General features: G+C 59.9%; 23 protein-coding genes. 10 read left to right on the top strand and 13 right to left on the bottom strand.

Translation table 11 applies throughout. The features are described 5' to 3' along the window. Positions 1-258: 258 nt before the first annotated feature. Positions 259-489, top strand: coding sequence for a cbb3-type cytochrome oxidase assembly protein CcoS (gene ccoS, locus MAIT1_RS18470; RefSeq protein ID WP_085445390.1), 231 nt, complete (start codon positions 259-261; stop codon positions 487-489). A gap of 60 nt (positions 490-549) precedes the next feature. Next, positions 550-1,656 (top strand): glycosyltransferase family 4 protein, encoded by a 1,107-nt coding sequence (locus MAIT1_RS18475; RefSeq protein ID WP_085445391.1) that lies wholly within the window; start codon positions 550-552, stop codon positions 1,654-1,656. A gap of 397 nt (positions 1,657-2,053) precedes the next feature. Here the strand turns inward: MAIT1_RS18475 and MAIT1_RS18480 are convergent, their stop codons facing one another. From MAIT1_RS18480 to MAIT1_RS18505, 6 genes are all read right to left on the bottom strand, one after another. Next, positions 2,054-2,272 (bottom strand): hypothetical protein, encoded by a 219-nt coding sequence (locus tag MAIT1_RS18480; RefSeq protein WP_085445392.1) that lies wholly within the window; start codon positions 2,270-2,272, stop codon positions 2,054-2,056. 12 nt (positions 2,273-2,284) lie between these two features. Beyond that, entirely contained in the window at positions 2,285-3,379 is a 1,095-nt protein-coding gene (locus MAIT1_RS18485; protein WP_158089612.1) for a glycosyltransferase family 4 protein, read from the bottom strand. 238 nt (positions 3,380-3,617) lie between these two features. Further along, on the bottom strand, positions 3,618-4,772 hold the full coding sequence (locus MAIT1_RS18490; RefSeq protein ID WP_085445394.1) for a glycosyltransferase family 4 protein: 1,155 nt from the start codon (positions 4,770-4,772) through the stop codon (positions 3,618-3,620). A 6-nt stretch (positions 4,773-4,778) separates the two neighbouring features. Next, positions 4,779-5,756: a CgeB family protein gene (locus tag MAIT1_RS18495; RefSeq protein WP_085445395.1), complete on the bottom strand. Its 978-nt coding sequence runs from the start codon at positions 5,754-5,756 to the stop codon at positions 4,779-4,781. Positions 5,757-6,141: 385 nt separating this feature from the next. Continuing rightward, complete coding sequence (locus tag MAIT1_RS18500) at positions 6,142-6,339, bottom strand: hypothetical protein (RefSeq protein ID WP_085445396.1); 198 nt, start codon at positions 6,337-6,339, stop codon at positions 6,142-6,144. Between the two features lie 37 nt (positions 6,340-6,376). Then, positions 6,377-7,762, bottom strand: a complete 1,386-nt coding sequence (locus MAIT1_RS18505; protein ID WP_085445397.1) for a (Fe-S)-binding protein — start codon at positions 7,760-7,762, stop codon at positions 6,377-6,379. 295 nt (positions 7,763-8,057) lie between these two features. Here MAIT1_RS18505 and MAIT1_RS18510 point away from each other — a divergent pair, with 295 nt between their 5' ends. The 6 genes from MAIT1_RS18510 (at position 8,058) to lpdA (ending at position 16,243) form a co-directional block, all read left to right on the top strand. After that, on the top strand, positions 8,058-8,606 hold the full coding sequence (locus MAIT1_RS18510) for a helix-turn-helix domain-containing protein (protein ID WP_085445398.1): 549 nt from the start codon (positions 8,058-8,060) through the stop codon (positions 8,604-8,606). A 41-nt stretch (positions 8,607-8,647) separates the two neighbouring features. Next, on the top strand, positions 8,648-10,606 hold the full coding sequence (locus MAIT1_RS18515; protein ID WP_085445399.1) for a SulP family inorganic anion transporter: 1,959 nt from the start codon (positions 8,648-8,650) through the stop codon (positions 10,604-10,606). 43 nt (positions 10,607-10,649) lie between these two features. Continuing rightward, positions 10,650-11,576, top strand: a complete 927-nt coding sequence (locus MAIT1_RS22510) for an ankyrin repeat domain-containing protein (RefSeq protein ID WP_085445400.1) — start codon at positions 10,650-10,652, stop codon at positions 11,574-11,576. A gap of 11 nt (positions 11,577-11,587) precedes the next feature. Next, positions 11,588-12,955: a Trk system potassium transporter TrkA gene (gene trkA, locus MAIT1_RS18525; RefSeq protein WP_085445401.1), complete on the top strand. Its 1,368-nt coding sequence runs from the start codon at positions 11,588-11,590 to the stop codon at positions 12,953-12,955. Continuing rightward, positions 12,952-14,388 carry a TrkH family potassium uptake protein gene (locus MAIT1_RS18530; protein ID WP_085445402.1) on the top strand — a complete coding sequence of 479 codons (1,437 nt, stop codon included), beginning with the start codon at positions 12,952-12,954 and terminating at the stop codon, positions 14,386-14,388. Before trkA ends, MAIT1_RS18530 begins: the two co-directional genes overlap by 4 nt. A 439-nt stretch (positions 14,389-14,827) precedes the next feature. Further along, positions 14,828-16,243, top strand: coding sequence for a dihydrolipoyl dehydrogenase (gene lpdA / locus MAIT1_RS18535; RefSeq protein ID WP_085445403.1), 1,416 nt, complete (start codon positions 14,828-14,830; stop codon positions 16,241-16,243). A gap of 332 nt (positions 16,244-16,575) precedes the next feature. On the opposite strand, the gene MAIT1_RS21655 is transcribed toward lpdA, so the two are convergent. Continuing rightward, on the bottom strand, positions 16,576-17,469 hold the full coding sequence (locus MAIT1_RS21655) for a hypothetical protein (RefSeq protein ID WP_143814925.1): 894 nt from the start codon (positions 17,467-17,469) through the stop codon (positions 16,576-16,578). A 162-nt stretch (positions 17,470-17,631) separates the two neighbouring features. Then, on the bottom strand, positions 17,632-18,369 hold the full coding sequence (locus MAIT1_RS18545) for a hypothetical protein (protein ID WP_143814926.1): 738 nt from the start codon (positions 18,367-18,369) through the stop codon (positions 17,632-17,634). Positions 18,370-18,507: 138 nt separating this feature from the next. Here MAIT1_RS18545 and MAIT1_RS18550 point away from each other — a divergent pair, with 138 nt between their 5' ends. Both MAIT1_RS18550 and MAIT1_RS18555 read left to right on the top strand, forming a co-directional pair. Further along, positions 18,508-20,175, top strand: coding sequence for a diguanylate cyclase (locus tag MAIT1_RS18550; protein ID WP_158089613.1), 1,668 nt, complete (start codon positions 18,508-18,510; stop codon positions 20,173-20,175). A gap of 115 nt (positions 20,176-20,290) precedes the next feature. Next, positions 20,291-20,794 carry a rubrerythrin family protein gene (locus MAIT1_RS18555; RefSeq protein WP_085445407.1) on the top strand — a complete coding sequence of 168 codons (504 nt, stop codon included), beginning with the start codon at positions 20,291-20,293 and terminating at the stop codon, positions 20,792-20,794. Between the two features lie 45 nt (positions 20,795-20,839). On the opposite strand, the gene MAIT1_RS18560 is transcribed toward MAIT1_RS18555, so the two are convergent. The 5 genes from MAIT1_RS18560 to ccoN all read right to left on the bottom strand — a co-directional run bounded on the left by MAIT1_RS18560 (position 20,840) and on the right by ccoN (position 26,590). Next, complete coding sequence (locus MAIT1_RS18560) at positions 20,840-22,567, bottom strand: potassium channel family protein (protein ID WP_085445408.1); 1,728 nt, start codon at positions 22,565-22,567, stop codon at positions 20,840-20,842. Positions 22,568-22,577: 10 nt separating this feature from the next. After that, complete coding sequence (locus MAIT1_RS18565; RefSeq protein ID WP_085445409.1) at positions 22,578-22,961, bottom strand: DUF6394 family protein; 384 nt, start codon at positions 22,959-22,961, stop codon at positions 22,578-22,580. Positions 22,962-23,378: 417 nt separating this feature from the next. After that, entirely contained in the window at positions 23,379-24,281 is a 903-nt protein-coding gene (gene ccoP, locus MAIT1_RS18570) for a cytochrome-c oxidase, cbb3-type subunit III (RefSeq protein WP_085445410.1), read from the bottom strand. Positions 24,282-24,328: 47 nt separating this feature from the next. After that, positions 24,329-25,093 carry a cytochrome-c oxidase, cbb3-type subunit II gene (gene ccoO / locus MAIT1_RS18575; protein WP_085445411.1) on the bottom strand — a complete coding sequence of 255 codons (765 nt, stop codon included), beginning with the start codon at positions 25,091-25,093 and terminating at the stop codon, positions 24,329-24,331. 72 nt (positions 25,094-25,165) lie between these two features. After that, positions 25,166-26,590: a cytochrome-c oxidase, cbb3-type subunit I gene (gene ccoN, locus MAIT1_RS18580; protein ID WP_085445412.1), complete on the bottom strand. Its 1,425-nt coding sequence runs from the start codon at positions 26,588-26,590 to the stop codon at positions 25,166-25,168. Between the last annotated feature and the right edge of the window lie 283 nt (positions 26,591-26,873).

Below are 26,873 nucleotides of genomic sequence, written 5' to 3' on the forward strand. Positions count from 1 at the left end.
GCTTCGCCCCAAACCCCAACCAGGGCTTTGCCCTGGACCCACAAGGGCGCCGCCCTTGACCCGCGAGGGCTCCGCCCTCGACCCGGCAGGGGAATGATTCCCCTGCACCCCCGTGAGTTGGCGGCTCTTTTCTGGAGTCCAAGTCAGTGGGGCATGTGGCTATTGAGCGAATTTTCGTCACGAGGCTCAAGCTATTGCTTCCTGGCTTGGGCGCGGGCATCATCAGCGGGCGTGACGGGCGAACTGACGAGGTAAATCATGGATGTACTCTACTTTCTCGCGCCGCTGGCGATCATGCTTGGCTTGGTCGGTCTGATCGGCATGTATTGGGCCTGGAAACAGGGGCAGTTCGACGATCTGGAAGGCCCCGCCCATCGCATCCTGTTCGATGACGACGGCGAACTTGATCCCCATGCAAAGAAAAATGAAGATGCGCAAATTAATGACGCAGTGCAAAATAAATCTGAGTCAGATCTAAAAGAAAAATAACCCGCCTGCGTTGCGTCACTCGAAGAGAATGGCGCTCCGGATGGCCAGAGAGGGCGCGTTTTGAGCGATTCGCAACCGCTATTTATCGTGCATACCGAAGCCTCGGAAGGGTGGGGCGGGCAGGAGATCCGCATTCTCACCGAATCCCGTGGGCTGATGGCGCGCGGCCATCGTCTGCATCTGCTCTGCTCGCCGCAATCACGCATCTACAGTGAAGCGCAGGCGGCGGGCGTGCCGGTCACCGCCATGCCGCTAAGCAAAAAGAAGTGGCCGGGGCTCAAGGCGATGCGCGATTGGCTCACCCTCAATCAACCGGACGTCATCATCACCCACAGCTCCACCGACAGTTGGCTTACCGCAGCGGCGCGGGTGACGTTAGGGCGGGATATCCCGGTGATTCGCTTACGTCACATCTCCGCGCCGGTGACCGATAACTTCGGCACCCGCTGGCTCTATCTGCGCGCCAGCCGCGCGGTGGTGACCACCGGCGAGATGATCCGCCAGCAGATGATCGACCTTAATCGCTACCCGGGGGAGCGCATTCACTCCATACCCACCGGGGTGGATCTGGACCGTTTTACACCGGGGGATCGGGATGCGGCGCGGGCGGAAATTGGGCTCGATCCAGCCCATCAGATCATCGGCATTGTCGCTTCACTGCGCAGTTGGAAGGGGCACGAGACGTTGCTGGAGGCGTTCGCCGGATTGCGTGAGCACTTCCCGGTGGCGCGGGTGGTGATTGTGGGTGATGGTTTGGCGCGCATCTCGGTGGAAGCGGCTATTGATCGGCTGCAACTGCATGAGTGGGTGACGTTGGCGGGGGATCAGCGCGACGTGGTTCCGTGGCTGCGCGCCATGGATGTGTTCGTCTTGCCTTCGTATGCCAATGAGGGGGTGCCGCAGGCGTTGCGGCAGGCTATGGGGTGCGGCGTGTGCGCGGTGGGCAGCGCCATGGGGGGAATTCCCGAGACCATTGAAGACGGCGTGAGCGGGTTGCTGTTTGCGCCCAAGAATCATGTGGCGTTGGGCGCGGCGCTGGCTGACTTGCTGGAGAATCCCGACAAGCGGGCGCGGCTGGCTGAGGCGGGTTTGGCGCGGGCGCGGGAGCGATTCGGCATGGAGCCGATGCTGGACCGCATGGAGGCATTGATCCGGCAGGTCATGTAGCTGTTCCGGAGCGACGATGAGCGCGCAGGACCAGCGGCCAAGCTGGTGCGTCAAGCACTGCGCGGAAGTCTGTGGTCCAAGAGGTCCAGGAGGCTGGCCTCTTGGCGGCCACAGGCGAAGCCGTATCTAACAAAGCGGGCGGAGCCCTGGCCGGACATGGGGCGGAGCCCCATTATCTTAAAGCATCCCCACAGTCAGACGATTGCAAATACTTGAACTCCGATGAGCGCGCAGGACGAGCGGCCAGGGCGGGGGCGCCAAGCATTGCGCGGAAGTCTGTGGTCCAAGAGGTCCAGGAGGCTGGCCTCCTGGCGGGTCCAGGGCGGAGCCCTGGTGGGGTTTGGGGCAAAGCCCCAATATCTTTATGCGTCCCGTTCCGTTACTTCATCTGTTCCTGTTACCCCACGTCCAAACCCAACTCCCGCAGAAAGCGACGAATTTCGGCGTCCTTATCCTGTAGCTGGCGCATACGACCCTCCAACTCGTGGGCGGGCATGGAGTCAGCGTGCTGCAGAGCGGCGCTGAGTGACTCGTGTTCGGCTTTGAGCTTTTCGAGCTTCTGGATCCCTTCGGCGGTGAGGCCGGGCAGAACTTGGGGGCGGGATTGTTCCTCCATGGTGAAATCTCCTTAGAAAGTCAGGCCCAGTTGGGCGTGTAGGGCGTCGATGGTCTCAAACAGACGTTCAGGAGCGCAGTGGTGTTGCACCCATTCACGGCCTGCGCGGCCCATGGCGTTCAAACGGTCAGGATCAGCCAAGAGCTTGGCCACGGTGGGGCGGAAGCTGGCCAGGTCATCCAGCACAATGCCGAACTCCGGCTGCACCCACGGCGCGCCCTGGCGATTGGCCACGACGGGCATGCCGCTGCCGAGGGCTTCGAGCATGGCGCGGGAGGCGCCTTCATTGTTGCTGGGGTGGACCAGTAGGCGCGCCTGATTGTAGATGCGCGGCATCTGATCATGAGAGACAACGCCGGTGGCGCAGCCGTGGGCGGATTTGATTGGGCCCGCCAGTCCCAGTGCGCGCATCTGTCGCGAGTAGAACAGATCCTTCCAGCGCGGGTAGGGGGGGCCTTTGACGAAGCCGCCCACGTGCAGCCAGCGTAAGTTCTCCGCCAACGCCAGATCGCGCACCACGTTGAACTGCTTGCGTCCAGTCAACTTGCCCACCGAGAGAATATCGTACGCCCGCGCCACATCCTCCATAGGGTGAAACTTGCTCGGATCGCTGACCATGGGAACCACGTCGAGTCGCTCACGGGGGACTTCGGCGGCGGCCAGTTCGGCGGACTCCTGGGTGCAGTGCAGGTAGCGTTGCGCGTGCTTCCAGCCGGGCCACGCCAGGGTCTGCGGGGTGGTGTGATTGCGCTCCCACAGGATCTTCACTCCCGCCGCCGGGCTCTCCAGCAGCTGCAGCCCCATGGCCGATTGCGAGCCGATGACGTGCAGGACGTCGGGCTTCTCCTGCTCGAACCAGTCGAGCAGCGCCGCGCTGTGGTAGCGGATGCCCGCCTTCTGCTTCTCATTAGGGTTGTCGATGGGGAAGAACAGCGCCTCGTAACCCTCCCAGGGGATGCGAATCAGGCTCTTCTGCTTGGTCTGGGAGAGGAACGTCACCCGGTGCGATTTGGCCAGATGCCGCCGCAATTTGGCGAACCAATCGTCATAGCGCAGGTACTCCTCTTCGCTCACGCCGTGGTCGCAGGGCGGGGCAAACTGGGTCATGACGATGTGCATCTTTGGGTAACTCCGTCTTTGCAACACAGTGTGATGCAAATTGTTGACGCTTTAAGATATTGAGGGCTACGCCCTCAAACTCCCCCAAGATCAAGAGCCAAACCGTGGGGCTCCGCCCCACGCCCCGCTGGGGGCGCGGCCCCCAGACCCCGCCGCCGACCAGTCGGCGGCCAATAGTCAGAGCACGCTCAGCCTGCGCCATGCAAACATTGGCCATTCTGTGCAGTTATGTTTCGCATGGCTCTAGTATCTCAGTATATACAGCTTCGACTTTTTGTGCGGCGATGCGCCAGTCGAAGTTCTCTTCCACCCGTTGCCGCCCCCTCTGGCCCATGGCTTTGGCTTGTTGCGGGTCGTCCAGCAGCGCAATCACCGCATCGGCAATGGCGTGTGCATCGCCAACCGGCGTCAGCAATCCATGCTCGCCCGGGACAATCAACTCCGGAATGCCGCCCACCTCCGAGCCCACCACCGCCACTCCGCACGCCATCGCCTCCAGGCAGGCAATGCTGGTGGCCTCCATCAAAGAAGGCGTCACCGACACCTGCGCCAGCCGCAGCAGCGCCGGTGTTTGATCATTGGGCACAGAGCCGAGAAAACGGCAGCGCGGCATCGCGCCGCTCTCATCCAGAATGTGCTTGACCTGCGCCGCATACTCCGGCGTCTCACTGCCGGCAAAGATCAAACGCGCATCCGGGTGGGCGTCGAGAATGCGCCGCGCCGCCCGCGCCAGATGAATGGTCCCTTTTACCGGCGCAATGCGCTGCAGGCACAGAACGATCTTGTTGCCGGGGTCGATGCCCCAGGGGTTCGCTCCCTCCGGCGCGCCAGGGGTGAACTTGTCCGCATCCACCGCATTGGGAATGGCGTGAATGGCGGCGCGGGGCAGATGCAGCGACTCCGCCGCCTGCGCAATCTCCGCACTGGGGGCGATAATGGCGTTGAGGTGACGCAAACGGCGACGCAGTTTGGCGCGGCCGCTGGCGCTCTTGCAGCGATTGCGAAACCCCGAGGCGTGCATGGTCCCTACAATTGGCGGGCGTCCTGGCAGACGGCGCGAGGCGAACGCCTCCCACGCATGGCCATGGATGTGCGCCACGTCAAACGGCGTGTTGGTCTGAAGTCGGCGCGCCAGCGCGCGCAGACGGCGGCGATGCATTGTGATGTCGCGCCCCAACCAGTGCGCAAAGCCGGGAACCCGGTGCAGCGTCACGCCGCCGCTGGTCTCGGTGATCGCTTCGCGCTGGTCGATGTCCAACCACACCGAAGCGACAGTGATTTCATGCCCGCGCGCCGCCAGGGTATGAGCCAGATGATGCACATGGGCGGCGATGCCGCCGATATCCGGCGGATAGTCCGAGGTGAGCATGAGGATGCGCATCACACGTCATTCCGCACGCAGAATCTCCAACAGTTGCCCCATGCGCGCCTCCAAAGTGTGGTTGGCGCGGGCCTCCTGCTGCGCCCGTCGCGCCGCTGCGCGCCGCTCGGTATCGTGGGTGAGCCAATATTTGGCCTGCTCAATGGCCTCATCAGGGGTGGAGAAGTAGCCCGCATGGCTCCCCTCGGGGAACATGTCGGTGACGTCCTTTTTGCGGTCACACAGCAGGAACGCGCCGGTCCCGACGGTCTCGAACACGCGCACATTGGCCCCATGGCCATAGGTTTCGAACGCATGGCCAAAGTTGCGGTGCACATTGATGGAGAGGCCGGTGTTGGCGAAGATTTTCACCATCTCCAACCCATAGGCGCCGCGCCCGGCCCAGTGGGATTGCAGGCTGGAGTTCTCCCAACCCGGCCCCCAGATTTTGAGGTCAAAGCCGGTGAGGGCCGCCATCACCTTTTCGCGCACCGGATCCCAGCCGCCCACAAAGCAGACTTCGGATTCGTAGTCGCGAATCTGCTCGGGGGTAAAGGCGATGTCCTGGAAAAAGAGCTGCGTGGCCGAGAGCGCCAGATAGCGCGCATCGGCGCCGGTCTGCTCGCGGATGCGCTCGGCGGCGTAGGAGCAGTGGGTGAAGTGGATGTCGTAATGGGGCGCCAGGCGCATGGACTGGCGCAAACGGTGGGGATCGTCGGGGAACCAGTTGAGGGCCTTGATCCCCATGGCGCGGATTTTCGCCAACGCGGCATAGGAGATGGATTCGCCTTTGCGCACCAGCAGGATATCCGGTTGCAGGCTGCGGCATGTGGCGACCAGATCGCCGCTCATGCGCCAGCCGCCTACCGGCTTGATCCCCAATATGCGCCGTTTGAGCGCCTTGTAGCGGTAGTCGTACAGATGGACTTCGCACCCATTGACGTAGAGGGCGGCGAGGACGGCGTCGGCCATGGCGTCATGGGGGGCGGCGAGCAGAATCTTCATGAAAATCCTGTGCGTGAACAAGCGATCGCAAAAATTGAAATTCTAGCACGGGGAGCGGGCGCAGAGGAGGGGCGAAGCCTGCACAGAGGAAAAAGTGTGTGCGTGACGCAATGGGAGCTAGCGCTGACTACGGGACAAATTTTCATAGAAAATTTGGCGGGATTCTTAAGGGTCCGTGACCCTTAAGCGGGATGTGGGGCGGCGCCCCACGATTTGGCAGGATTGCCAAATCGGACTCGCGCAGCGAGCCCGCAGGGTGAAGGCCATGGATGGCCTGAATCACGGTGTGGTCTTTGGGAGCTCGAGGGCAGAGCCCTCGATATCTTTCATCTTCAACAGGATAAACGTTTAGCCTATTGAATCATCGCATCGCGTCGCAGGTTGCTCAACGGGGCATAAAGGCCAGGGTGAGAAAACCGCCCACAAAGGCGCCGAACAGGCTATAGCCGCCTACAGCAGCCAGAGTCTGCGCCAACTCGGGAGATTGCCCCAGCCAGTTGAGCAATGCCCATCCGCTCAGACTCAGCACGGCGGTGATGGCCAGCAGCGCCGCAATAAACGGGAACAGCCGTTGATGTTTCATAGGCTCCAGACGCAAACAGAAGTGGGGAAGCCCCACTTTAGCGGGCGTCGGCGGGAGCGTCCAGCGCATCGCGCAATAAAAGCGCCAGATGGCGCGCACGGTTGTCGCCATGGGCGCGCATCTGATGGCGGCAGGAGAAGCCGTTGGCCACCACATCGGCTTGTGGGTTTTCGCGCAGAGTGGGCATCAGCGCCGTTTCAGCCATCTGCGTGGAGAGTTCGGCGTGCTCAGACTCCATGCCGAAGGTCCCCGCCATGCCGCAGCAGCTGGATTCGATCATCTCAAAATCCAACTCCGGGATCATTTTGAGCACTCGACGCATGGACTTCATGGCGCCCACGGTCTTCTGATGGCAGTGGCCATGGATCAGCGTCTTGGGCTGGTCGGGAATGGCGCGCAGAGGGAGGTTGAGGCGCTTGGCCATGGTCTCCCGGGCCAGGAACTCCTCTAAGAGCAGCGTTTTGTCGGCGATCTCATTGAGCGCTTCGCCCAGCCCCAGCGCCTTGGCGTCGTCGCGCAGACCCAGCACGCAGGAGGCCTCCATGCCGACGATGATGCGCCCGGCCTGCACGTGGGGGTGCAGCGAATCCACCATGCGCTTGGCCTCGGCGCGGGCTTTATCCACCAGCCCTTGGGAGAGGTAGGTGCGGCCACAGCACAGCGGGCGCTCGGGATCGGAAACGCCGTCGTCCGGGGTGGCCAGATGCAGTCGATAGCCCGCCGCGCGCAACACCGCCACCGCCGCATAGGCGACCTGCGGCTCAAAATAGCGACTGAAGGTGTCGGTGAGCAGCGTCACTTCCGGCAGCTCGGGATTGACCGGCAAATCGGCCCACTGCGCCAGGGCGTCGCTCTCATTGAACGCTTGCGTCTCCGGCGCCGGGGCGGGGCGGTCGCCGGGGATGCGTAGCCAGCGTTCGCCCAGTTTGGCGAGCAGCCCCGAAGCGTTGCGCCAGCGCGCCAGCCCGCCCAGTTGCGGCCATTTGTGCAGCCAGGCGGGCAGCTCGGCAAACAGACGCCCGCGCGCAGACAGAGGTTGGCGATACAAGCGTTGCGCCAGGAACTCCGCCTTGATCAGGGCCATGTCCACATTGTTCTCGCACTCGCGCTTGCACCCCTTGCAGGAGACGCACAGATCCATCGCCTCGGCCAATTCTGGATTGGCGAAGGAGGCGTCGGGATCGTCGCTGTTGAGCGCCGCCTTGAGCATGCGCACCCGCCCGCCGGTGGAGAGGTTGGGATTGCCGGTGGCGCGGAAGCTGGGACACATGAGCTGCTTGTCAGCGTCGCGCGCTTCACACAGGCGACTGTTGATGCACACCGCCACCGCCTTGCCGAAATCGCCGCCGTGTTTGGGGATATCGGCGTAGGCGTCGCCCATGCCGGCGTCTTCGTAGGCGGACCAATCCAGGTGGGTCTTCATGACAGCGCTCTCCTTCAGACAATTTTCCACGCGCCTGTTTGCGCGCGAACCACTACATAGCGCAAGCGTGGCGCCAGTATAAAGATGGTGTGTAACCTTCCGGAATGGCGGGTGATCTGACGATTTACCCGGTGGCTGCTGGTGCGCGCGTATGCGACATTGCACGCCATTTGTTGGCTATGCGACACGCACGCACTGGGAATTTTTCCATGAAGAGAGTAGCGTGTTGGGTTCAATATCGTTATATTAGACGATCATTATAGTTGACGACCGTTCAGAATTCCGTACAATCGCCATGTCAAATATCGTTGCACAACGCATCCAGGCCTATCGCCAGGAGAAAGGTCTCTCCCTGCGGGGGTTGGCCGAGAGGGCCAAAATCAGCGCCGCCGGTCTGTCGCAGATCGAGAATGGTCAGACCTCCCCGTCGGTGGCGACGCTGGAGAAGCTGGCCGATGCTCTGGATATCCCTGTTGCGGCCTTTTTCGCCGACGCCGCCGAGCCTCTCTCGGAGATCGAGGTGCTGTCTTTGGACAAGCAGCCGCTGCTGCATGCATTGCGCAGCGCCGAGTTGCTGCCGTTGGGTTCACGGCGTTTTGCCCCGGCCTTCGAGCCGATGCTGATTCGTCTGCTGCCCAATGGCCGCATGGCCAAACAGCCGTTTGGCGTGGGCAACGGCGTGGAGTTTGTCTGGATTCGCTCAGGTCGCGCTGTGTTGGAATATTGCGACGAAGAGTTCACACTACAGGAGACCCAATCGGTCTACTATCTGCCCCACCACCCGCATAACTGGAAAAATCCCTACGACGCCATCTGCGAGCTGTTGGTCATCCGCAGCCGCTAGTTGCTCCACCATGGCGTCCCGTCTGTTTTGAAGGAGTCGTCATGTCCGCCCAATCGGCCGCCGCGCCAGCCAACAAATCCCGTCGTTGGTTGCGTCTGCGCCCCCCCAAGTGGTTGCTCACCTCTACCCCTCAAAGCGTGCGTCAGGACTTTATGGCCGGTCTCACCGGCGCCGTCGTGGTGCTGCCCCAGGGCGTAGCCTTCGCCATGATCGCTGGCCTGCCGCCGCAATATGGCCTCTACTGCGCCATCGTGCCCGCCGTCATTGCGGCGCTGTTTGGTTCGTCCCATCACCTCATCTCCGGCCCCACCACCGCCATCTCCATCGTGGTGTTCGCCACCCTCTCGCCCATCGCCGAACCCGGCTCGCAACAGTATGTGGCGCTGGCGTTGACGCTGGCGTTCATGACCGGGGTGATCCAGTTTGGACTCGGCATTTCGCGGCTGGGCGGATTGATCAACTTCGTCTCCCACTCGGCTGTGGTCGGCTTCACCAGCGGCGCGGCGATTCTCATCGCCGTCAGCCAGCTCAAGAGTCTGCTGGGGATCACGCTGGAGGGGGATGCCCACTCCTTTGTGCATGTGCTTGTGCAGATATTTGCGCAGATCGATCAGACCAATTTCTACGTGCTGGGCGTGGGCTTGTTCACCCTGGTGGTGGCGTTGGTGATTCGCCTGTGGCGGCGCAGTTGGCCCAATATGCTCATCGCCATGATCCTCAGCGGCGGCGCCACCTATTGGTTTGGCTGGGAGGCCGAAGGGGTCAAACTCATCGGCGCCATTCCCAGCCAGTTGCCGCCGATCTCCCACCCCACCTTCAGCTTCGATCACGTGCGCGCGCTCTCCAACGGCGCCCTGGCCATCTCCCTGTTGGGGTTGATCGAAGCGGTCTCCATCGCCCGTTCGGTGGCGCTGAAGTCGGGCCAGACCATCGATGGCAACAAGGAGTTCATCGGCCAGGGCCTTTCCAATATGGCGGGCAGCTTCTTCTCCGCCTATCCGGCCTCCGGCTCCTTCACTCGCAGCGGCGTCAACTACGACGCCGGGGCCAAGACTCCGCTTTCGGCGGTGTTTGCCGCCACCTCTCTGGCGCTGATCGTGCTGGCGGTGGCGCCGCTGGCTTCCCACCTGCCCACCGCCGCCATGGCGGGGGTGATCCTGCTGGTGGCGTATAACCTGATCGACTTCCACGAGATCCGCAAAATCGCTCAGACCACGCGCCCGGGCGCCATCGTCATGGGCGTCACCTTCGCCTCCACCCTGTTCCTGGAGTTGGAGTTCGCCATCTACGCCGGGGTGATGCTGTCGCTGATGTTCTATCTGAACCGCACCTCTCATCCCAAGGTGGTGGCGCGGGTGCCTGATCCCAAATCGCCGTGGCGCATGTTCGTCACTGACCCAGCGCTGCAGGAGTGTCCGCAGTTGAAGATCCTGCGCATTGATGGCTCGCTCTATTTCGGCTCGGTGGCCCATGTGGAGCAGATCCTCAAAGATTACGCCGAACAACCTGGCGCGCAGAAAAATGCGTTAGTGGTGTGCAGCGGCATCAACTTCACCGATCTGTCCGGCGCAGAGATGCTGGAGCGCGAAGCGCAGCGTCGGCGCAAGCGCGGCGGTGGACTGTTCCTGTATGACGTTAAGGAGCAGGTCTATGAAATGATCAAGCGCAGCGGTTCGCTCAGCGCCATTCAGCAGGATCACGTGTTCTGCTCCAAGTCCCAGGCGGTGGAGAACATTGTCGATCGCTTCCTGGATAAAGCGCAGTGCGCCGCCTGTCCGCATCAGGTCTTCCTGGAGTGCCCCAGCTCATTGAAGAGCAGGCAGCAGGAGGAGGAGAGGCTGCGCAGTAGCGAAGCCGCCATGTTGGAAGACTCCTCCCAAAGGGAGTCTGCAGCGCATAGCGCGTCTACGCAGAGCGAATCTGGAGAGGAAAATCCGACTGCGAGCCAGCCCTCTGCACAGAGCGAGGCTCATCACAATAGCCAGAGCGTGACTGCTTAAAGGGCGGCGCGATCAGTTCGATGACGTTGCGGGAGAGTGGAACATGTTTAACTGGTTAAAAGGGAAGTTCTCTCGCGGTGAAGAGGCCGCGGACCGTCTGCACAACGCCGTGCGTCTGGACAATATCGCCAAGGCGCAGATGCTGCTGGCGGAGGGGGCCAACGTCAACGCCATCAACCCCACCGGCAAAACGCCGCTGTGTCTGGCCGCTGAGCGCGGCTATCAAGGCATGTGCGGCTTGTTGCTGGCGTATCAGGCGGATCCATCCATCGCCAACGCCCACGGCGATACGCCGCTGCACCTGGCGGTGGCGACGGGGCGGCATGAATTGGTGGCGCTGCTGCTGCCGCACACCAAGAAGGTGGACTTGGCCGATGACGCCGGGCGCACGCCGCTGCACCTGGCGGCGGACATCGGCGACGCCGAGACCTGCAAACAGCTCATCGACAAGGGCGCCGATGTCAACGCGGTGGATAAGGAGGGCGACACCCCGCTGTTCTACGCCAACCGCGCCGCCGCTGAAGTGCTGGTGGCTCATGGCGCGGACATCCACCGCACCAACCGCTCCGGCGAGACCATTTTGCACCTGACCACCGTGGAGATGGCGCGCTATCTCATCGAACTGGGGCTGGACGTGAATATCCGCGACAGCAAACAGTGGACCCCGTTGCACTTCGCCAGCGCCGAACTCTCCGAACTGCTCATCGAACATGGCGCCGACATCAACGCCCGCGATCGTTATGACTGGACGCCGCTACACTTCGCCGCCAATAGCGGAGATGAAAAGAAGGCGCGGTTGCTGATCGAAAAGGGCGCCGATCCCACCTTGGAGGATCGCTATCGCAACACCCCCATGGCGGTGGCCGCCAACACCGGTCACGGCGCCTTGGCGCAGTGGCTGGAGGATGTGATGGGCATGCGCGCGACTCAGGCGCAGATGCCCGTAACCTCGGACTCTTCTGAGCAATAGGACGCGCGCCCATGCAGGTCATTATCGTCGGCGCCGGAGACGCCGGGCGCGAATTGGCGCGTTTTCTCTCCGAAGAGCGGGTGGATGTCACTCTGGTGGAGAGCGACGCGCGCGCCGCCAAGTTGGCGCAGGAGGCGCTGGACGCCCAGGTCATCGAAGGCGAGGGCACCGATCAGGCGGTGTTGCTGGACGCAGGCCTCAAGCGCGCCGCGCTCCTGCTGGCGCTGACCGACTCCGATGAGACCAATATCGTCATCACCCTCATCGCCAAGGCGCGCAATCCCGACATCCAGGTGATCGCCCGCGTGCGTGGCCCAAAACTCTCCACCGACCGCGCATTATGGAGCGGCTTGGAGCTGCGCGATGTGGCGCTGATCAGCCCGGAGCAGTCCGCCTGCGACATGCTGCTGCAACTGGTGTTGCGCGAGCAGGCGTTTGAGGTGATCCCCTTCATCGATGGCCAGATCAACCTGGTGGGTTTCCGCTTTGACGCCGAATCGCCGCTGTTGGGGCGGTCGTTGCGCGAATTGGGGGCGGAGTGGAGCCGCAACGGCGGCGCCCTGGTGGTGGCCATTCGCCGCGGCGGCAAGGCGTTGGTGCCCAAAGGGGACCATCTGTTCGAAGCGGGCGATGACGTCTATCTGGCGCTGCCCACCACCGAAGAGTCCGGACGTATTTTGCGCCTGCTGGGCAAGCGTCCCATGGGGCGGCGGCGCATCATCATCGCTGGCGGCGGACGCACCGGCTCGTTGATCGGTGGCGCGCTGCTGGCCAAAGGCTATCGTCTGACCATCATTGAGCAGGACGAAACCCGCTGCGAGCAGCTGGCGCGCTTGATGCCCTCGGCGCAGATTCTGTGGGGCCGGGCGCAGGACAGCGATCTGCTGCGGGAGCTTCTGGGCTCCGACGTCACCTTCCTGGCGTTGAGCGGCAATGAGGAGCGCAATCTGGCGTTGGCGCTGCTGGCCAAACAGCTGGGCGCGGCCATGGCGGTGACGCTGGTTGATTCCGAAGCCTATATCTCTCTGGCCGAACAACTGGGCGTGGACGCTATCGTCAGTCCGCAACTGGCCGCCATTGGCTCGATTATGCGTTTTGTGCGCAAAGGGCGGGTGATCGACGCCGCGCCGCTACTCAATGCGCAGTTGGAGGCGGTGCTGGCCGAGGTGCACGCCAACTCCGCCCTGGATGGCGTGCCGCTGCGCAAAGCCAAAATTCCCCGCGACGTGCTGGTGGGCGCGGTGGCCCAGGGCGAGGAGGTTGCGCGCATTCCCGACGGCGATACGGTGCTCAAGCCGGGGGACCGCGTGCTGCTCATCGCGCCGCGCCGCGGTCTGTCGCGAGTGGATAACTTCCTCACCAAGGGCGCCGAGTCGTGAACTGGCGCATGGATCTGCGCCTGTTGGCGGCGCTGAGTCTGATGGTGGCGATGTTCGAAGGCGGCGTGCTGCTCTACGCCTGGTATGCGGGGGAGAATCTGCATACGCTGATCTGGGCCATCTTCATCGCCTTGATTGTCGGCGCGTGTGGTTGGATTCTGGCCTGGAAGGCCGACCCCCGGTTAGGTCCGCGCGACGGCTTTCTGGTCGCCACCGCCGGTTGGGGCACGGCGATCTTTCTCGGTGCGCTGCCCTATGTGATCTCCCACCACCTGGGCTGGGCCGATGCGCTGTTTGAATCCGCGTCCGGCTTCACCACCACCGGCTCCAGCGTGTTGGGGCATCCGGAAGGGTTGCCGCGCAGTCTGCTGCTGTGGCGCAGTCTGACCCAGTGGATCGGCGGCATGGGCATGTTGCTGCTCACCATCGCCATTCTGCCGTTCCTGCGGGTGGGCGGCATGCAGTTGATGAAGGCGGAGACGCCGGGGCCGCGCAAAGAGCGCCTGACGCCCCGACTGATCACCACCGCGCGCATCCTGTGGGGCCTCTATGTGGGGCTCACCGCGTTGGCGGCGTTGGGCTATTGGCTGTTTGGCATGACCCCGTTCGAGGCCCTCAATCACGCCCTGACCACCATGGCCACCGGCGGCTTCTCCACCAGCGACTCCAGTTTTGTCGGTTTCTCACCGGCGGCGCAGTGGTGGGCCACGCTGTTCATGATGCTGGCGGGGACCAACTTTCTGCTCCACTACCGTCTTGTGTTCATGCGCGACTTGAAAGCCTTCGGAGACCGGGAGTGGCGCGTCTACATGGGCGTGGCGCTCTGCGCGGCAGTGATGATCACTCTGTTGCGGATGTTCCAGGCGCAGGTTCCTGCGCTGGAAGCGGCGCGGGAAGCATTCTTTCAAGTGGCCTCCATTCTCACCACCACCGGTTACGCCAGCGCCGACTGGGAGCAGTGGGAGGCGCTGTCCGCCATGCTGCTGATTCTGCTCATGGGGGTGGGCGGCATGTCCGGCTCCACTGCGGGCGGACCCAAAGTGGTGCGCGTCTCGGTGGCGTTCGTGATGTTGGGCGCGGCCATGCGGCGTCTGCTGCAGCCGCGTCGGGTGCAGACCCTGATGTGGGGCGGACGCGACCTGCCCATGGACGTGGTGGAGGGGTGCGTGGCGATGTTGGCCATGACCATTCTGCTCACCCTCATGGGCGGCGTGGTCCTCCATCTGATGGGCGTGGATATGATGACGGCGCTGTCGGCGGCGCTTACCTGTCTGACCAATGTGGGCCCCGGCTATGGCGGGGTGGGGGCCATGGATAACTTCTCCGCGTTGCCGCAGATCGGTAAGTTATTGTTGGCTGTGCTCATGGTGGTGGGGCGTTTGGAGATCTTTACCGTGTTGATTCTCCTGTGGCCCGGCTTCTGGCGGCGGTGAGGCATTGACGTTTCTCCATGGCAGGCCCCAGCTATGACAATATTGATGGTTTAAGATATTGAGGGCTGCGCCCTCAAACTCCGCTGAAGATCAACAGCCACACCGTGGGGCACCGCCCATTTTGTGAGATACGGCTTCGCCTGTGGCCGCTGGGGGCGCAGCCCCCAGACGATTCGGCAGGATTGCCGAATCGGACTCGCGAAGCGAGCCCGCAGGGTGAGGGCCATGGATGGCCCGAATCACCCCGCCGCCGACCAGTCGGCGGCCCATAGTCAGCGCTAGCTCTCCCTGCGTCACGCAAACATTGGCCGCTCTCAGCAGTTTTGGTTTTGCATGGCCAGAAATCTCGCGATTTTCCACCTTCCCATTCCGCGTCCTGATCGGGCATTGTCGCATCATAGTGACCGTTTTCGATATTGCCCAAGTATCAGGTGGCCTTATGTCCTCTTCTTCGTTTGATCTCATCGTCATCGGCGGCGGCCCCGGCGGCTACGTGGCCGCCATTCGCGCCGCGCAACTGGGACTCTCCGTGGCCTGCGTGGAGAAACGCGGAGCCCTGGGCGGAACCTGCCTCAATGTGGGCTGCATCCCCTCCAAAGCGCTGCTGGCGTCGTCGCACCATTTCGAGTCCGCACAGAAGCATCTGGCCGACCATGGGGTGATCGCCGCCGAGGTGAAGCTGGATCTGGCGCGCATGATGGCGCGCAAAGGCGAAGTGGTGGAGCACCTCACCAAAGGGGTGGCGTTCCTGTTCAAAAAGAACAAGATCACTCAGTTTGATGGAACCGCGTGCATTACCGCGCCGGGGCAGGTGGCGGTCACCGATGCCGAGGGCGCGAAACAGACTTTGACCGCAGGGAAAATTCTGATCGCGACGGGCTCGGTGTCGGCGGATCTGCCCAATCTCACTGTGGACGAAAAGCGCATTGTCACCTCCACCGGCGCGCTGGCGCTGGAGAGTGTCCCGCAGCGGTTGGCGGTAATCGGCGCCGGGGTGATCGGGTTGGAGCTGGGTTCGGTGTGGCGGCGGTTGGGCGCGGAAGTGACCCTGATTGAGTACCTGGACGCCGCGCTGCCGGGCATGGATGGGGAGCTGCGCCGCACCGCCAAGCGGGTATTCGGCTCCAAACAGGGGCTGAAGTTCCGCTTCTCCACCCGAGTGGCCTCGGCGCAGGCCCATGAGAACGGCGTGACCCTGACTCTGGAGCCCGCAGCGGGGGGCGAAGCGGAAACGCTGGAGGCGGACGTAGCGCTGGTGGCGGTGGGACGGCGTCCGTACACCGCAGGGCTGGGGTTGGAGGCGTTGGGGGTGAATCTGGACGCCAAGGGCTTCATCTGTGTGAATACGCTGTTTGAGACCAGCGTTGCGGGGATCTATGCGGTGGGCGATGTGATCGGCGGGCCGATGTTGGCGCACAAGGCCGAAGAGGAGGGCGTCGCTGTGGCCGCCATCATCGCCGGGGAGGCGGTGGGGGAAGTGGACCACGGCATGATTCCCGGTGTGGTCTATACCCATCCTGAAGTGGCGACCATCGGTCAGAGTGAAGAGGCGCTGAAAGAGGCTGGGGTGGAATACCTTGTTGGCAAATTCGCCTTTATGGCCAATGCGCGAGCGCGCTCTGTGGGCGAGACGGAAGGGTTTGTGAAGCTGCTGGTGTGTGCGCAGACGGATAAGATCCTGGGCGCGCATATGGTGGGGTCGCAGGCGGGGGAGATGATTGCGGAGGCGGCGGCGGCGATGCGCGGCGGGTTGACGGCCACTGAGCTGGGCCAGACCTGTTATGCCCATCCGAGTTTGGGGGAGGCGGTGAAGGAGGCGGCGTTGGCGGCGCACGGACGGGCGATCCATATGTAGCGCCAGCACAGAGCAAAAGTGTGTGCGTGACAAAGGTGGTGCTGGCGTTGTGTCAGGTAGCCGCCGACTGGTCGGCGGCGGGGTCTGGGGTCCGCGACCCCAGCGGGGTGTGGGGCGGCGCCCCACGGTGTGGCAGTGGTATTTGCTGTTTCCCGCGCAAAGAAGCCTGAGCCAGTCAGAAGCCCCAAGAGGAGCGCGAAAGGCGGCGCCAGTAAAGAGGCAAAACGGGAAACGGCGGTGAGCGATATGTCGGCGAAGCCGACAGGAGCGAATGCCCTAGGGGCCGCCAACCTGAAAAATAGTCAGATCCGCAGCACAATCCGCCAATCTCCTCAAATCACCAATGCTGATTCAGCTCCCTCAGACTTAGGCAGGTAAGGGCCATAGAGATCGAGCAGAAAGCCAAAACCGCTGGGCAGCTCAAATTGGTTGATCGTCCCCATGGCTATGAGCGCGTAGCCAAAGGCCATGATCAGGTAGAACCATCCCAAAACATTGCGTAGCCGATCCACCAGATTGAGTCCCTTGGCCCAAGTGATGGTGGCGAGGTTGTCTTTGTTATGGGTGTTATCGTGCCGCCAGGTGCGATAGGCGGTATCGCAGGGGAAGGGGAGTATGACGGTCAATGCCGCATTGGCCAGCAGCAGCCATTGCCACGGCGCGAAGTTGCCCCACTCGAATACCCAGGCATAGAAGAGCATGGATGATTGGGGAATCTCCTTAAGCACATGGTTTAGCATCTCTGGTGAGAGATTGGCGACCAGCAGGCTGGCAATCGCCAAGGCGGCAAGGAGGCGTTTGCGCCACTCGTTCCAGCTGTTGCGGAGTCTATCCAGATAGCCGCTGGCTTCGTGGATGTCGTTTAAAGAGTTCCAGGTTGGGGTCTTAGATATATAAACCAGTGGGAAATAGAGCCAGAATGTAGATTTTAGGCTCAAGCGGTACATGTACGCAGGGAGTAATATTACTACTCCAATTGGAATAAGTAGTTTTTTTATGGATTGGCGAGCACTATTAAATTCCACTAGGAATTTTTTGGTAGTCAATATATCCTGTTTTTCGATAAGTTGTGGCGGATGAAATGTGTCAATTTCAAACGTATTTCTGTGCCAATTGTCTGGCAGGGCCTTGATTCCATGCAGTAGGAATTTTATTGTTGAAAATAAGCGTATATAGATAGATCTAATATAAATTCCAAACGCTTGAGATATTGTTAAGAAAAACAAATCGATTGCTCCAGTTACCAATAAACCAGCTCTAATCTTTTCGTTGGATATTGTTTTTATAGACCGTACCTTTGATTTTTAGAAAATAAATTATCAACACAATTATTGATATTCCAAATGCTTCTAATGTAAAATCATTTGTGGTAAGAATTAGTGTTGCTACTATAGATGCAGAAAATGATGCGTACTCAAGTGGATTTGATATTTCATTGTCAGGCCTAAAAAAATGTTGGAGGAAAGTGTAGCTGATGATAAAGAAATAATATATATGATATATCCGTATAGCAGTGCATACCATTTGACAGCCTGTACTGTGATATCAGATAATAACCATTCGTAGAATATACAAGATGTGAAGCCAGATACAATAAATGAGAAAAATACTGAAATAGAATATATGATTGGCTTAGGTTTAAATGGTATAGTTTGGGTGTCTTGCCAATAATCAACAAACCATTTAGCCCCCAACTTAACCGATTCCTCAGAGCGCAACAAAAGCAAAGGCGCCACACAGATACTCACGATCAAGTGGATATGGGTATCCCAGTACCAGGCGATGCCCCAATAGGCGCAGACGGCCAGCAGAGTCTCCAGCATGGCCAGCCATGTGGGTTCGCCCGCTGCATAAGTGTCAGGGGCGGAGTGCAGGGCGATGCCGAAGACTCTTTTTACGTCTGTCATGGTGACATAAGCCATTTGAAAGATGATGGATAGACCACGCAATCCTTTATGCCATGAGCAAAGTGTGTATTGGAATGCTCTAAAGAGATGCCTGTGGCGTTTCGTGACAAAAATCCCGGGGAAAGCTGGGGCGGCGGGGTTGTTACAAAACGCCGAGGCGCATATAATTGAACGCTGAAATAGGTGGCAAAGGCGCGCTGGAGTGTTCATTCGCTTCACTTATGAGCACGCCTTGGCGATATGCTTTAAATGACATTTAAGTGCTTTGATTTCCCTTGGCTTTTTGAACGCGGTGCAAGGTTTTCGCAAGGCGCGTTCAATGGCGGTAGCGCAGTGTAAGTGATCGGAATTGAAATGATGAGCGTTCGTCTGAGCACCATTCTGTTGGCGGTTCTGTTGGTGCTGTCGGTGGCGATGGTGCTGTTCCAGGAGTGGCAGGGGCGCAACGCCGCTGTGGTCGAATCGCGCCAGCAATTGGCGCTGCTGTCCGATGCGCGCATCCTCTCGCATACCGTGCATCTGTTGCAAAAAGAGCGTGGCCTGACCGCTGGTCAACTGGCCGGGGATAATGTCGGCATCGCCGCCATGCTGAAAAAACAGCGTGAGGGTATCGATCAACACTTCGCCCGCATGCAGCAGGCGGAGATCTCCATTGCGCGCAGCAATCAGCTTGCCGCGTTGCGCAAAGAGCTGCCCATCTTCCGCGCCAAAGTGGATGCACGAGAGGTTGATTGGCCTCAAGTGCGCGCATTCTATACCCGCTGGATCACCTCGCTGTTGGATGAAACCGCGCTGCTGCGCATCGATTCCCTCTCTCATGAAGTGAGCAATACCGTGCGCGCCGTGCATGACTTGGCGGTGAGCCGGGAGAAGCTCGGCTTGATCCGCGCTGGCGTCAATCGCATCTACTCGCGACAAGCCGTCGATTCCGCTGACCTCATCGCGGTTGCCAGCAATTTTGGCGCATTAAATGAGCATCTGCATGCGTTCCGCCGGGATATCAATCCGCAGAATGCGCATCTGTTTGCCGAAAGGGTGGAAAACGAGACGTATAAACAGGTGATCGCGCAGATCGAGCATCTGCTGAAACCCGGCGGCGGTCGGGTGGAGCAAACCTCCACCGTATTGTGGTGGGGCCAGGCCTCCCTGGCCATCGATGCCATGAAAGGGCTTGAGACCGAACTGCTGGACCAGCTCCAGGCCGAGTTGGAGCAGGATATCGCCAAACAGTGGCGGCTGTTGCGCATGTTCATCATGTTGGCGGTGGGGCTGCTGGTGGCGGCCATCGGTCTGACTGTGCACACCGTAGTGCGCGTGCTGCGCGCTCTGTCAGTCCTGATTCAGAGCCTCAATCGCATCATGCAGACAGAAAACTTCGGCGTGCGCCTGCCGCTGACCAAATCCGACGAGTTTGATCGCATCAACCTCTCCATCAATGCGCTGCTCTCTTATACCGAGAAGATCCTGCAGCAGAAGGAGACCCTGGCCAATACCGATCTGCTGACCGGACTGCCCAACCGGAGCGCCGTGGGCGAGATGGCGACAAAGGAGATCATGCGCGACGATCGCTATGGCGAAGGGTGTGCAGTGATCTTCTGCGATATCGACCACTTCAAGCAGGTCAATGACCGCTATGGCCATGATGTGGGCGACGATGTGCTCAAACGGTTTGGCGCGCTGTTGCTGGAGAGCGTGCGCGGCACCGATACGCCGGGTCGTTGGGGCGGAGAGGAGTTCCTCATCATCGTGCCCAGTAAGAGCGTAGAGGAGATGCGACGGTTTGCGGAAAAACTGCGCCAGCGCGTGGCGGAGATGCAGGCGCCGCCCATTAAGCAGGTCACGGCCAGTTTCGGCGTGGCGCTACGGCAGGGCAAAGAGCCGTTTGACTCGCTTTGTCAACGCGCTGATGAGGCGCTGTATGAAGCCAAAACCAGCGGGCGCAATCGCGTCTGCGTGGCCAAAACCGATCCGGCTGATCTGAAAATGCCCGCGGAAGCCAATGACGATTCCTCACAAGTGGCTTGAATGCGCTGATTAATTGAGAAAATCCAGTGAGGTTGGCGCGGGTCTGACGCAAAATAATGGATCGATTGCCGACTGCGGCGCTGCGGCGCCGCTCTTTCCTTGAGGAGCAAGTGAGATGAGCACCGAAGACAATTTGAAAGCGGCGTTTGCTGGAGAGTCCCAAGCCAACCGCAAATATCTGGCCTTCGCCAAAAAAGCCGAAACCGACGGTTTCCCCCAAGTGGCCAAACTGTTCCGCGCGGTGGCGGAAGCCGAAACCCTGCACGCCCATGCGCACTTGCGCGTGTTGGATGGAATCAAAGACACCGTGACCAATCTGGAAGAGGCCATGGGCGGTGAGTCCTATGAATTCACCGACATGTACCCGGGCTTTGTGAAAGAGGCCGAAGCCGAAGGCAACAGCCGCGCGGTGAAGTCCATGAGCCAAGCCATGGAAGTGGAGAAGGTCCACTATGACCTGTTCTCGCAAGCTCTGGCTGCGGTGAAGTCTGGTAAAGATCTGGATGCGGCCCTGGATATCTACATCTGCCCGGTGTGCGGTCACACCGAAATCGGCAAGGCGCCGGATAATTGTCCGGTGTGTGGGGTGAAAGGGGAGAAGTATCTCTCCATCGCCTGATTGTTTCGTGTACAAAGCGGGTGCCACTGCGCCCGCTTTGTCATGCTATACCCGCTCTTGACGCATGGCGCGTTTGGCCCGCCACGCGTGGTATTTTTGAAACACCCACCCATCCGGGCTATCGTCTCCTGTGAGGATGTAGCCCAGCGCATTGATATTGGCAAAGCTCCACCCCATGCGGTGGCGTACTCCACGCTCCCCACAAAACAGCACTTGGTCCCCTGGGTTTAAATGCAGTTCGGTCTCTGGCGTCAGCAGAGTCTGACCGCTGGCGCGTTTGAGCAGCAGCGGCATGCATGGCATAAACTCATCCCGATTGGCCGGTGAACGCATTAGATCCACAATCGCGACCGGATTGCCGCGCTTGATGGAGTCCACGATGGCGGGCGCGCGCTCTTCATCCACGGAAACGGACCAGGAGCTGGGGTGCACGTTGGTGCGCATCATTCCAAGGATGCGACTGGAGACTCCATTGGCCCAATCGTTATCGCGTTTTTGGGCCAAAATCAGGAATTCGCGCAACAGCGGAAGGGTCAGCAGAAGCCGCACCTCGCGCGCTAAAATCCGGCTCGACTGCATCACCAGATTGGCCGTGACAGCAGAAAACAGCGGTGTGTTCATGCTGCGATTCTGACGAATGACCACGAACAGCTGCGGATTCATCTCCACCGCCGTCATGACGATGGAGAGATTGTTGGCGTCGTCCTGAGTGCCGGCTACCAGCCCCACTGCGTTCTCAATTCCAGCTGCGCGCAGTGTGGCGTGGTCAGCGCCGATGCCCTGAATGGTGCCGGGGGGGCTGCTGGTCTTATCTGGGTCAAACTCCACTGTCACCACAGGAATGCCGCGGCGGGTCAAACTGGCGTGCATCGCTTTGCCGAAGGGACCAAATCCACACACCACCCAGGTTCCCTTGGGAGGGTAGACCGGATCTTCCATGGGGGCTCCTGGCACGCCGCTCAACCAGTCGTTAAGCAGGTGCAGGCCCGGCTTATCCAGCGCCAGGGCCAGCCGGTTGGAGAAGGTGGTGAAGGGGTCAATGATGTGATCGGTGCCGAAGGAGGCCATGTTCTCCTCGTACTCCGGGGCCTCGCCGCGACAGATCACCGGCATATCGGGATTGAGCAGTTTGCTGGTAATGGCGACCTTCAGATTGACTGCATCGATATCCGTCATGGCCACCAGCCCCTGACACCAGTGGTGCTGGATTCCCGCATCAATCAAGGTTTTGGGTACGCGAACGTCTGCGCAGACGCCGGGCACTTCCAATGAATGATTGGTTAGCGCCAAATCGTGCATCTGATGCTGGTTGGAGTCGACCACAACAGCGCGGATTTCACGGGCGCACAGCGCCCGCACCAACTCTTTGCCGGTATCGCCATAGCCACAGATGATATAGAACGGCTCACGTATGGCGCGCACGGAACGGGCAAAATTGTCGCGAATAAAGGCGCCGCGAAAGCCAGAGTCCTGTACCAGGTTAATGATGGCGCCGATGGCGTAGAACCACGCGATCACTGTCAGATAGATACAGAAGATTCCCCAGACTCTTTGCGCCTCACTGAATGCATAGGGAATCTCGCCAAAGCCGATGGTGGTGGCCATGAACGAGACGTAGTAGAAGGCGTGAAAAAATGACATGCGCCAGGGGTTGCCCTGGTCGTCGACGCCGGGGATCAGCGTCATGCCCAAGATGGCGATGGAGTAAGCGGCCAGCAACGCCAATAGCGGCGTGCGCATACGCTTGAAGACGTGGTAGGTCATCCCTGTCATGACGACCTCCTCAGCGGCGGATAATCACCGTTTCAATCACCAGAATCGTCACCGAAATCACGTTGGCCACCAACGCCCCGCTGGCCAATGAGACAATGGAGGCCATGACCGAGCCCGCCAATTCCGCTTGCGCCACATGGGTGGCGACGCCCCATACGATGGCTGCGCAGATCAACTGTAGATCCGCCACCAGACTGGTGGCCAGCAGGACGGCGCCCATTTGGGTGCGATCCCCCAGTTTGAGGATGGTGGCCACCAGATTGACCACAATCACAACAAACAGCTCGTAGAGGTGATGGTGGTCGGGGTTGTCGATATCCCCCAGACAGAAACCAAAATTCAGAGTGAGGGCTGAGACGATAAAGAATCCGAAAACCACCTTCTCACGATTCATCCGACGGCTCCTGTCGACGTAAAGGGAAACAGTCTGTTCTTCGGCGCAATGGTGAGCAATCTCAAGCTGAATCGCAAGAAGCGAGGTTAACGAATATAGTCGCTAGCATTCAAAAGTGCACATATGGGCGCTGAAAGATATCGAGGGCTACGCCCTCGAGCTCCCAAGATCAAAATCTAAACTGCGGGCGCTGCCCTCACCCGCTTAAGGGTCACAGACCCTTAAGAATCCCGACAAACTTCCGTTGGAAATTTGTCCCATAGTCAGCGCAAGACCAACTAATGTCACGCAAACATTGAGCGCTTTGGATGTGTGTCTTTCTGGATTAAGCGGCTATACGAGAAGGAGAGGGCGTATCTATCCAAAAAAAAAGCCCGCCATAAGGCGGGCTTTCGAGTGTTCACTGAGGGGCGAAACTTACATGCCGCCGCCCAGGCTTTGCACGTACAGAGCAACTTTCTTGACTTCAACCGGAGACAGCTTGCCGCCGTTATCGCTGCTCCACACCGGCATATGACCATTACGACCTTTGGAGATGGTGGTCTTAATGGCGTCTTCGGTGCCACCGTACAGCCAGATGCCGTCAGACAGATTGGGCGCGCCAATGCTGTTGTCGATCTCTTCACCGTCGGGGGTCTTGCCTTTGAGGGAGCCTTTGGCGCCCACGCCGTGGCAGGTGTAGCACATGGCGTCGTCGCTGTGGAACAGCTTGTCGCCAGCCGTGGCGTTGCCCGGACCGGCGCCAGCGCCGGACAGGGACATCACATAGGAGACCAGATCATTGACCTGACTGTCAGACAGTTCCGCGCCGCCTTTGGCGGGCATCACGCCTTGGCGACCTTCGGCGATGGTGGTGGCGATGGTTTCCAAATCGCCGCCATACAGCCAATCGTCATCAGACAGGGTGGGGAAGCCATCCACGCTGTTGACGCCGCCGCGGCCGTGGCACGCAGCGCAGTTTTCACCGAAGATGAACTGGCCGCCTTTGATGGCGTAGTTATACAGTTCAACGTCTTTTTTCACGTCGGTCAGGGACATGTTCAGAATCTGGTCGTCCAGAGGCTTGCGCTTCGCGCTCGCTTCCCGCAGTTCTTTCTGCAGTTCCGACTTCATATCCCAACCCAGCACGCCTTTGGTGGCGCTGTTGGCCAGAGGCCATGCCGGATAGAGGATCCACCACACGATGGCGATCACGATACAAGCGTAGAAGCTGTACAGCCACCAGCTGGGCAACGGGTTGTTCCATTCCTGGAGAGGGTAGCCCTCTTCGTCGTCCCATTTGTGACCCGTGGTTTCGACGCCTTTATTCTCTTCAGCCATAAGAATCTCTCCTTACTTCTCTTTTTTCGTCTTAAGCCACGGGACAATTAGTACTGTTCAATTTTGGCGACGCCGGTTTCCGCATCGAAGCCTTCAACTTTGCTGAAGTCGACGAGGGTGCCCAGCATTTGCAGATACGCCACCAGAGCGTCCAGTTCGGTGATGGAGCCCGCGCCGTCGCCAGCAAAGTCCTCCTGACGAATTTCCGGGCTCTTGAACTGCTCGCTGTAGCGCGCTTGCAGACCATCGGCGTCGGCGTCGGGATTAGCTTGCGCCATCAGGTCGGTTTTCGCGTTGTCGATCATCTCTTTGGTGTAAGGCACACCAACAATCTTCATGACTTCCAAACGCTTCTTGATGTTGCCGTAAGCCAGCGGGGTGCTCTCCAGCCAGGGATACTGCGGCATCACCGACTCAGGCACCACTTTTTGCGGGTTGCGCATGTGCTCGCGATGCCACTTGTTGGAGTACTTGCCGCCCACACGGGCCAGGTCCGGACCAGTGCGCTTGGAGCCCCACTGGAACGGATGGTCATACTGAGATTCCGCCGCCAGCGAGTAGTGGCCGTAACGCTCCACTTCGTCGCGGAAGGGACGGATCATCTGCGAATGGCAATTGTAGCAGCCTTCACGGATGTAGATGTCACGCCCGCGCAGTTCCAGCGGGGTGTAGGGGCGAATGCCCTCGACCTTCTCCACGGTCTTTTCGATCCAGAACAGGGGGAAGATCTCAACGATGGCTCCAATGGAGATCACAATCGTCGTCAGGATAGCCAACAGAGGGATGTTTTTTTCAATTATTGCGTGATTCACCGCTTACGCTCCTTACATTCTGTGGGCCCTCCCCACTGTGGGGGAGGGCCGGACTCTCCTGGTTGATTGCGATCACGCAGCAGCGGTCGCGCCCACGGTGGTTTCCTGACCAGCTTTTTTGATGGTCATGAACACGTTGTAAGCCATAACCACGCCACCGACCACGAACAGAGCCCCGCCAGTGGCGCGGATGACGTAGTACAGATGCATCTCTTGCACGGTGGTGGCGAAGTCGTAGGCGAGGTTGCCGTAGCTATCGTACCAGCGCCACATCAGGCCCTGCATGATGCCGGACACCCACATGGAGGCGATGTACAGAACCACGCCGATGGTGGCGAGCCAGAAGTGGAAGGTGATCAGACCCACGCTGTAGATGGTGGTGTTCCACAGACGGGGCACCATGTGATACAGGCAGCCGAAGGAGATCATGGCCACCCAGCCCAAGGCGCCGGAGTGCACGTGACCGACGGTCCAGTCAGTGTAGTGCGACAGGGCGTTCACGTCCTTGATGGACATGATGGGGCCTTCAAAGGTGGACATACCGTAGAAGGAGAGGGAGATCACCATGAAGCGGATGATCGGGTCGGTGCGCAGTTTTTCCCACGCGCCGGAGAGGGTCATGATGCCGTTGATCATGCCGCCCCAGGAGGGGAGGATCAACATGATGGAGAAGGTCATGCCCAGGGTGCCGGTCCAGTCAGGCAGAGCGGTGTAGTGCAGGTGGTGCGGACCAGCCCAGATGTACAGGAACACCAGCGCCCAGAAGTGGACGATGGAGAGACGATACGAGAACACGGGGCGCTCGGCTTGCTTGGGCACAAAGTAGTACATCATGCCCAGGAACGCGGCGGTGAGGAAGAAGCCCACAGCGTTATGGCCGTACCACCACTGGATCATGGCGTTCTGCACGCCGGAGAACAGCGGATAGGATTCGGTCAGGCTCACCGGCACGTGGATGTTGTTGCCCAGGTGCAGCACCGCCACGGTGATGATAAAGGCGAGCAGGAACCAGTTGGCCACGTAGATGTGCTTCTCTTGGCGACGCGCCAAGGTGCCCACAAAGATAATGAAGTAGGCGACCCACACCAGGGTGATGAGGATGTCGATGGGCCAGATGGTCTCGGCGTATTCCTGACCTTGGGTCATGCCCAGAGGATAGGTGATCACCGCGCCCACGATGACCGCATTCCAACCCCAGAAGGTGAAACGGGCCAGACCCGGAGCGAACAGCCGCGCCTTGCAGGTGCGCTGAACGATATAATAAGAAGTAGCGAACAGCACCGAGCCGCCAAAGGCGAAGATCACCGCAGAGGTGTGCAGCGGACGGATGCGACCAAAACTGATGTAAGGAATGCCGCCGTTGATATTGGGGAAGGCCAACTCCCACGCCGCCAGGTCCCCAACCAGGAAACCGACAACGCCGTAGATGACCGCCACAACGGTGAACATCTTTACAATTCCATAATCATACTTCTCTGAGAGTGCTGTTTGCGCCACGGCAACGCTCCTTCTTTTAGTCTCGGGAGTTTCAACGAAAATGCGCGTGTGGACGTCACGCTCGTCAAATCACTCCCAGGGGGAATTGCAGGGTCCGGGTAAAAAATTCATTAGACATTAAGAGTGGGTGAATAGCATGATCCGGCGCCCAATAGCAAGGCGATTAGCGCATTGTGCGTCATTTCCCACAGTTTTTCCGCTTTATTGCCTGTCGCCGTCTTGAATGGGAAGAAATGATTGGCTCGGCGCCTTCTGAGTGGTAGTATCAATCCCTTATCTTTCG

This window comes from Magnetofaba australis IT-1, assembly GCF_002109495.1.
GTDB lineage: Bacteria > Pseudomonadota > Magnetococcia > Magnetococcales > Magnetococcaceae > Magnetofaba > Magnetofaba australis.

Excerpts from the sequence above, each read along its gene's own strand:
- ccoS (WP_085445390.1), top strand. The coding sequence starts at position 259 with ATGGATGTACTCTACTTTCTCGCGCCGCTGGCGATCATGCTTGGCTTG.
- MAIT1_RS18480 (WP_085445392.1), bottom strand. The coding sequence starts at position 2,272 with ATGGAGGAACAATCCCGCCCCCAAGTTCTGCCCGGCCTCACCGCCGAA.
- MAIT1_RS18485 (WP_158089612.1), bottom strand. The coding sequence starts at position 3,379 with ATGACCCAGTTTGCCCCGCCCTGCGACCACGGCGTGAGCGAAGAGGAG.
- MAIT1_RS18490 (WP_085445394.1), bottom strand. The coding sequence starts at position 4,772 with ATGCGCATCCTCATGCTCACCTCGGACTATCCGCCGGATATCGGCGGC.
- MAIT1_RS18495 (WP_085445395.1), bottom strand. The coding sequence starts at position 5,756 with ATGAAGATTCTGCTCGCCGCCCCCCATGACGCCATGGCCGACGCCGTC.
- MAIT1_RS18500 (WP_085445396.1), bottom strand. The coding sequence starts at position 6,339 with ATGAAACATCAACGGCTGTTCCCGTTTATTGCGGCGCTGCTGGCCATC.
- MAIT1_RS18505 (WP_085445397.1), bottom strand. The coding sequence starts at position 7,762 with ATGAAGACCCACCTGGATTGGTCCGCCTACGAAGACGCCGGCATGGGC.
- MAIT1_RS18510 (WP_085445398.1), top strand. The coding sequence starts at position 8,058 with ATGTCAAATATCGTTGCACAACGCATCCAGGCCTATCGCCAGGAGAAA.
- MAIT1_RS18515 (WP_085445399.1), top strand. The coding sequence starts at position 8,648 with ATGTCCGCCCAATCGGCCGCCGCGCCAGCCAACAAATCCCGTCGTTGG.
- MAIT1_RS22510 (WP_085445400.1), top strand. The coding sequence starts at position 10,650 with ATGTTTAACTGGTTAAAAGGGAAGTTCTCTCGCGGTGAAGAGGCCGCG.
- trkA (WP_085445401.1), top strand. The coding sequence starts at position 11,588 with ATGCAGGTCATTATCGTCGGCGCCGGAGACGCCGGGCGCGAATTGGCG.
- lpdA (WP_085445403.1), top strand. The coding sequence starts at position 14,828 with ATGTCCTCTTCTTCGTTTGATCTCATCGTCATCGGCGGCGGCCCCGGC.
- MAIT1_RS18550 (WP_158089613.1), top strand. The coding sequence starts at position 18,508 with ATGAGCGTTCGTCTGAGCACCATTCTGTTGGCGGTTCTGTTGGTGCTG.
- MAIT1_RS18555 (WP_085445407.1), top strand. The coding sequence starts at position 20,291 with ATGAGCACCGAAGACAATTTGAAAGCGGCGTTTGCTGGAGAGTCCCAA.
- MAIT1_RS18560 (WP_085445408.1), bottom strand. The coding sequence starts at position 22,567 with ATGACAGGGATGACCTACCACGTCTTCAAGCGTATGCGCACGCCGCTA.
- MAIT1_RS18565 (WP_085445409.1), bottom strand. The coding sequence starts at position 22,961 with ATGAATCGTGAGAAGGTGGTTTTCGGATTCTTTATCGTCTCAGCCCTC.
- ccoP (WP_085445410.1), bottom strand. The coding sequence starts at position 24,281 with ATGGCTGAAGAGAATAAAGGCGTCGAAACCACGGGTCACAAATGGGAC.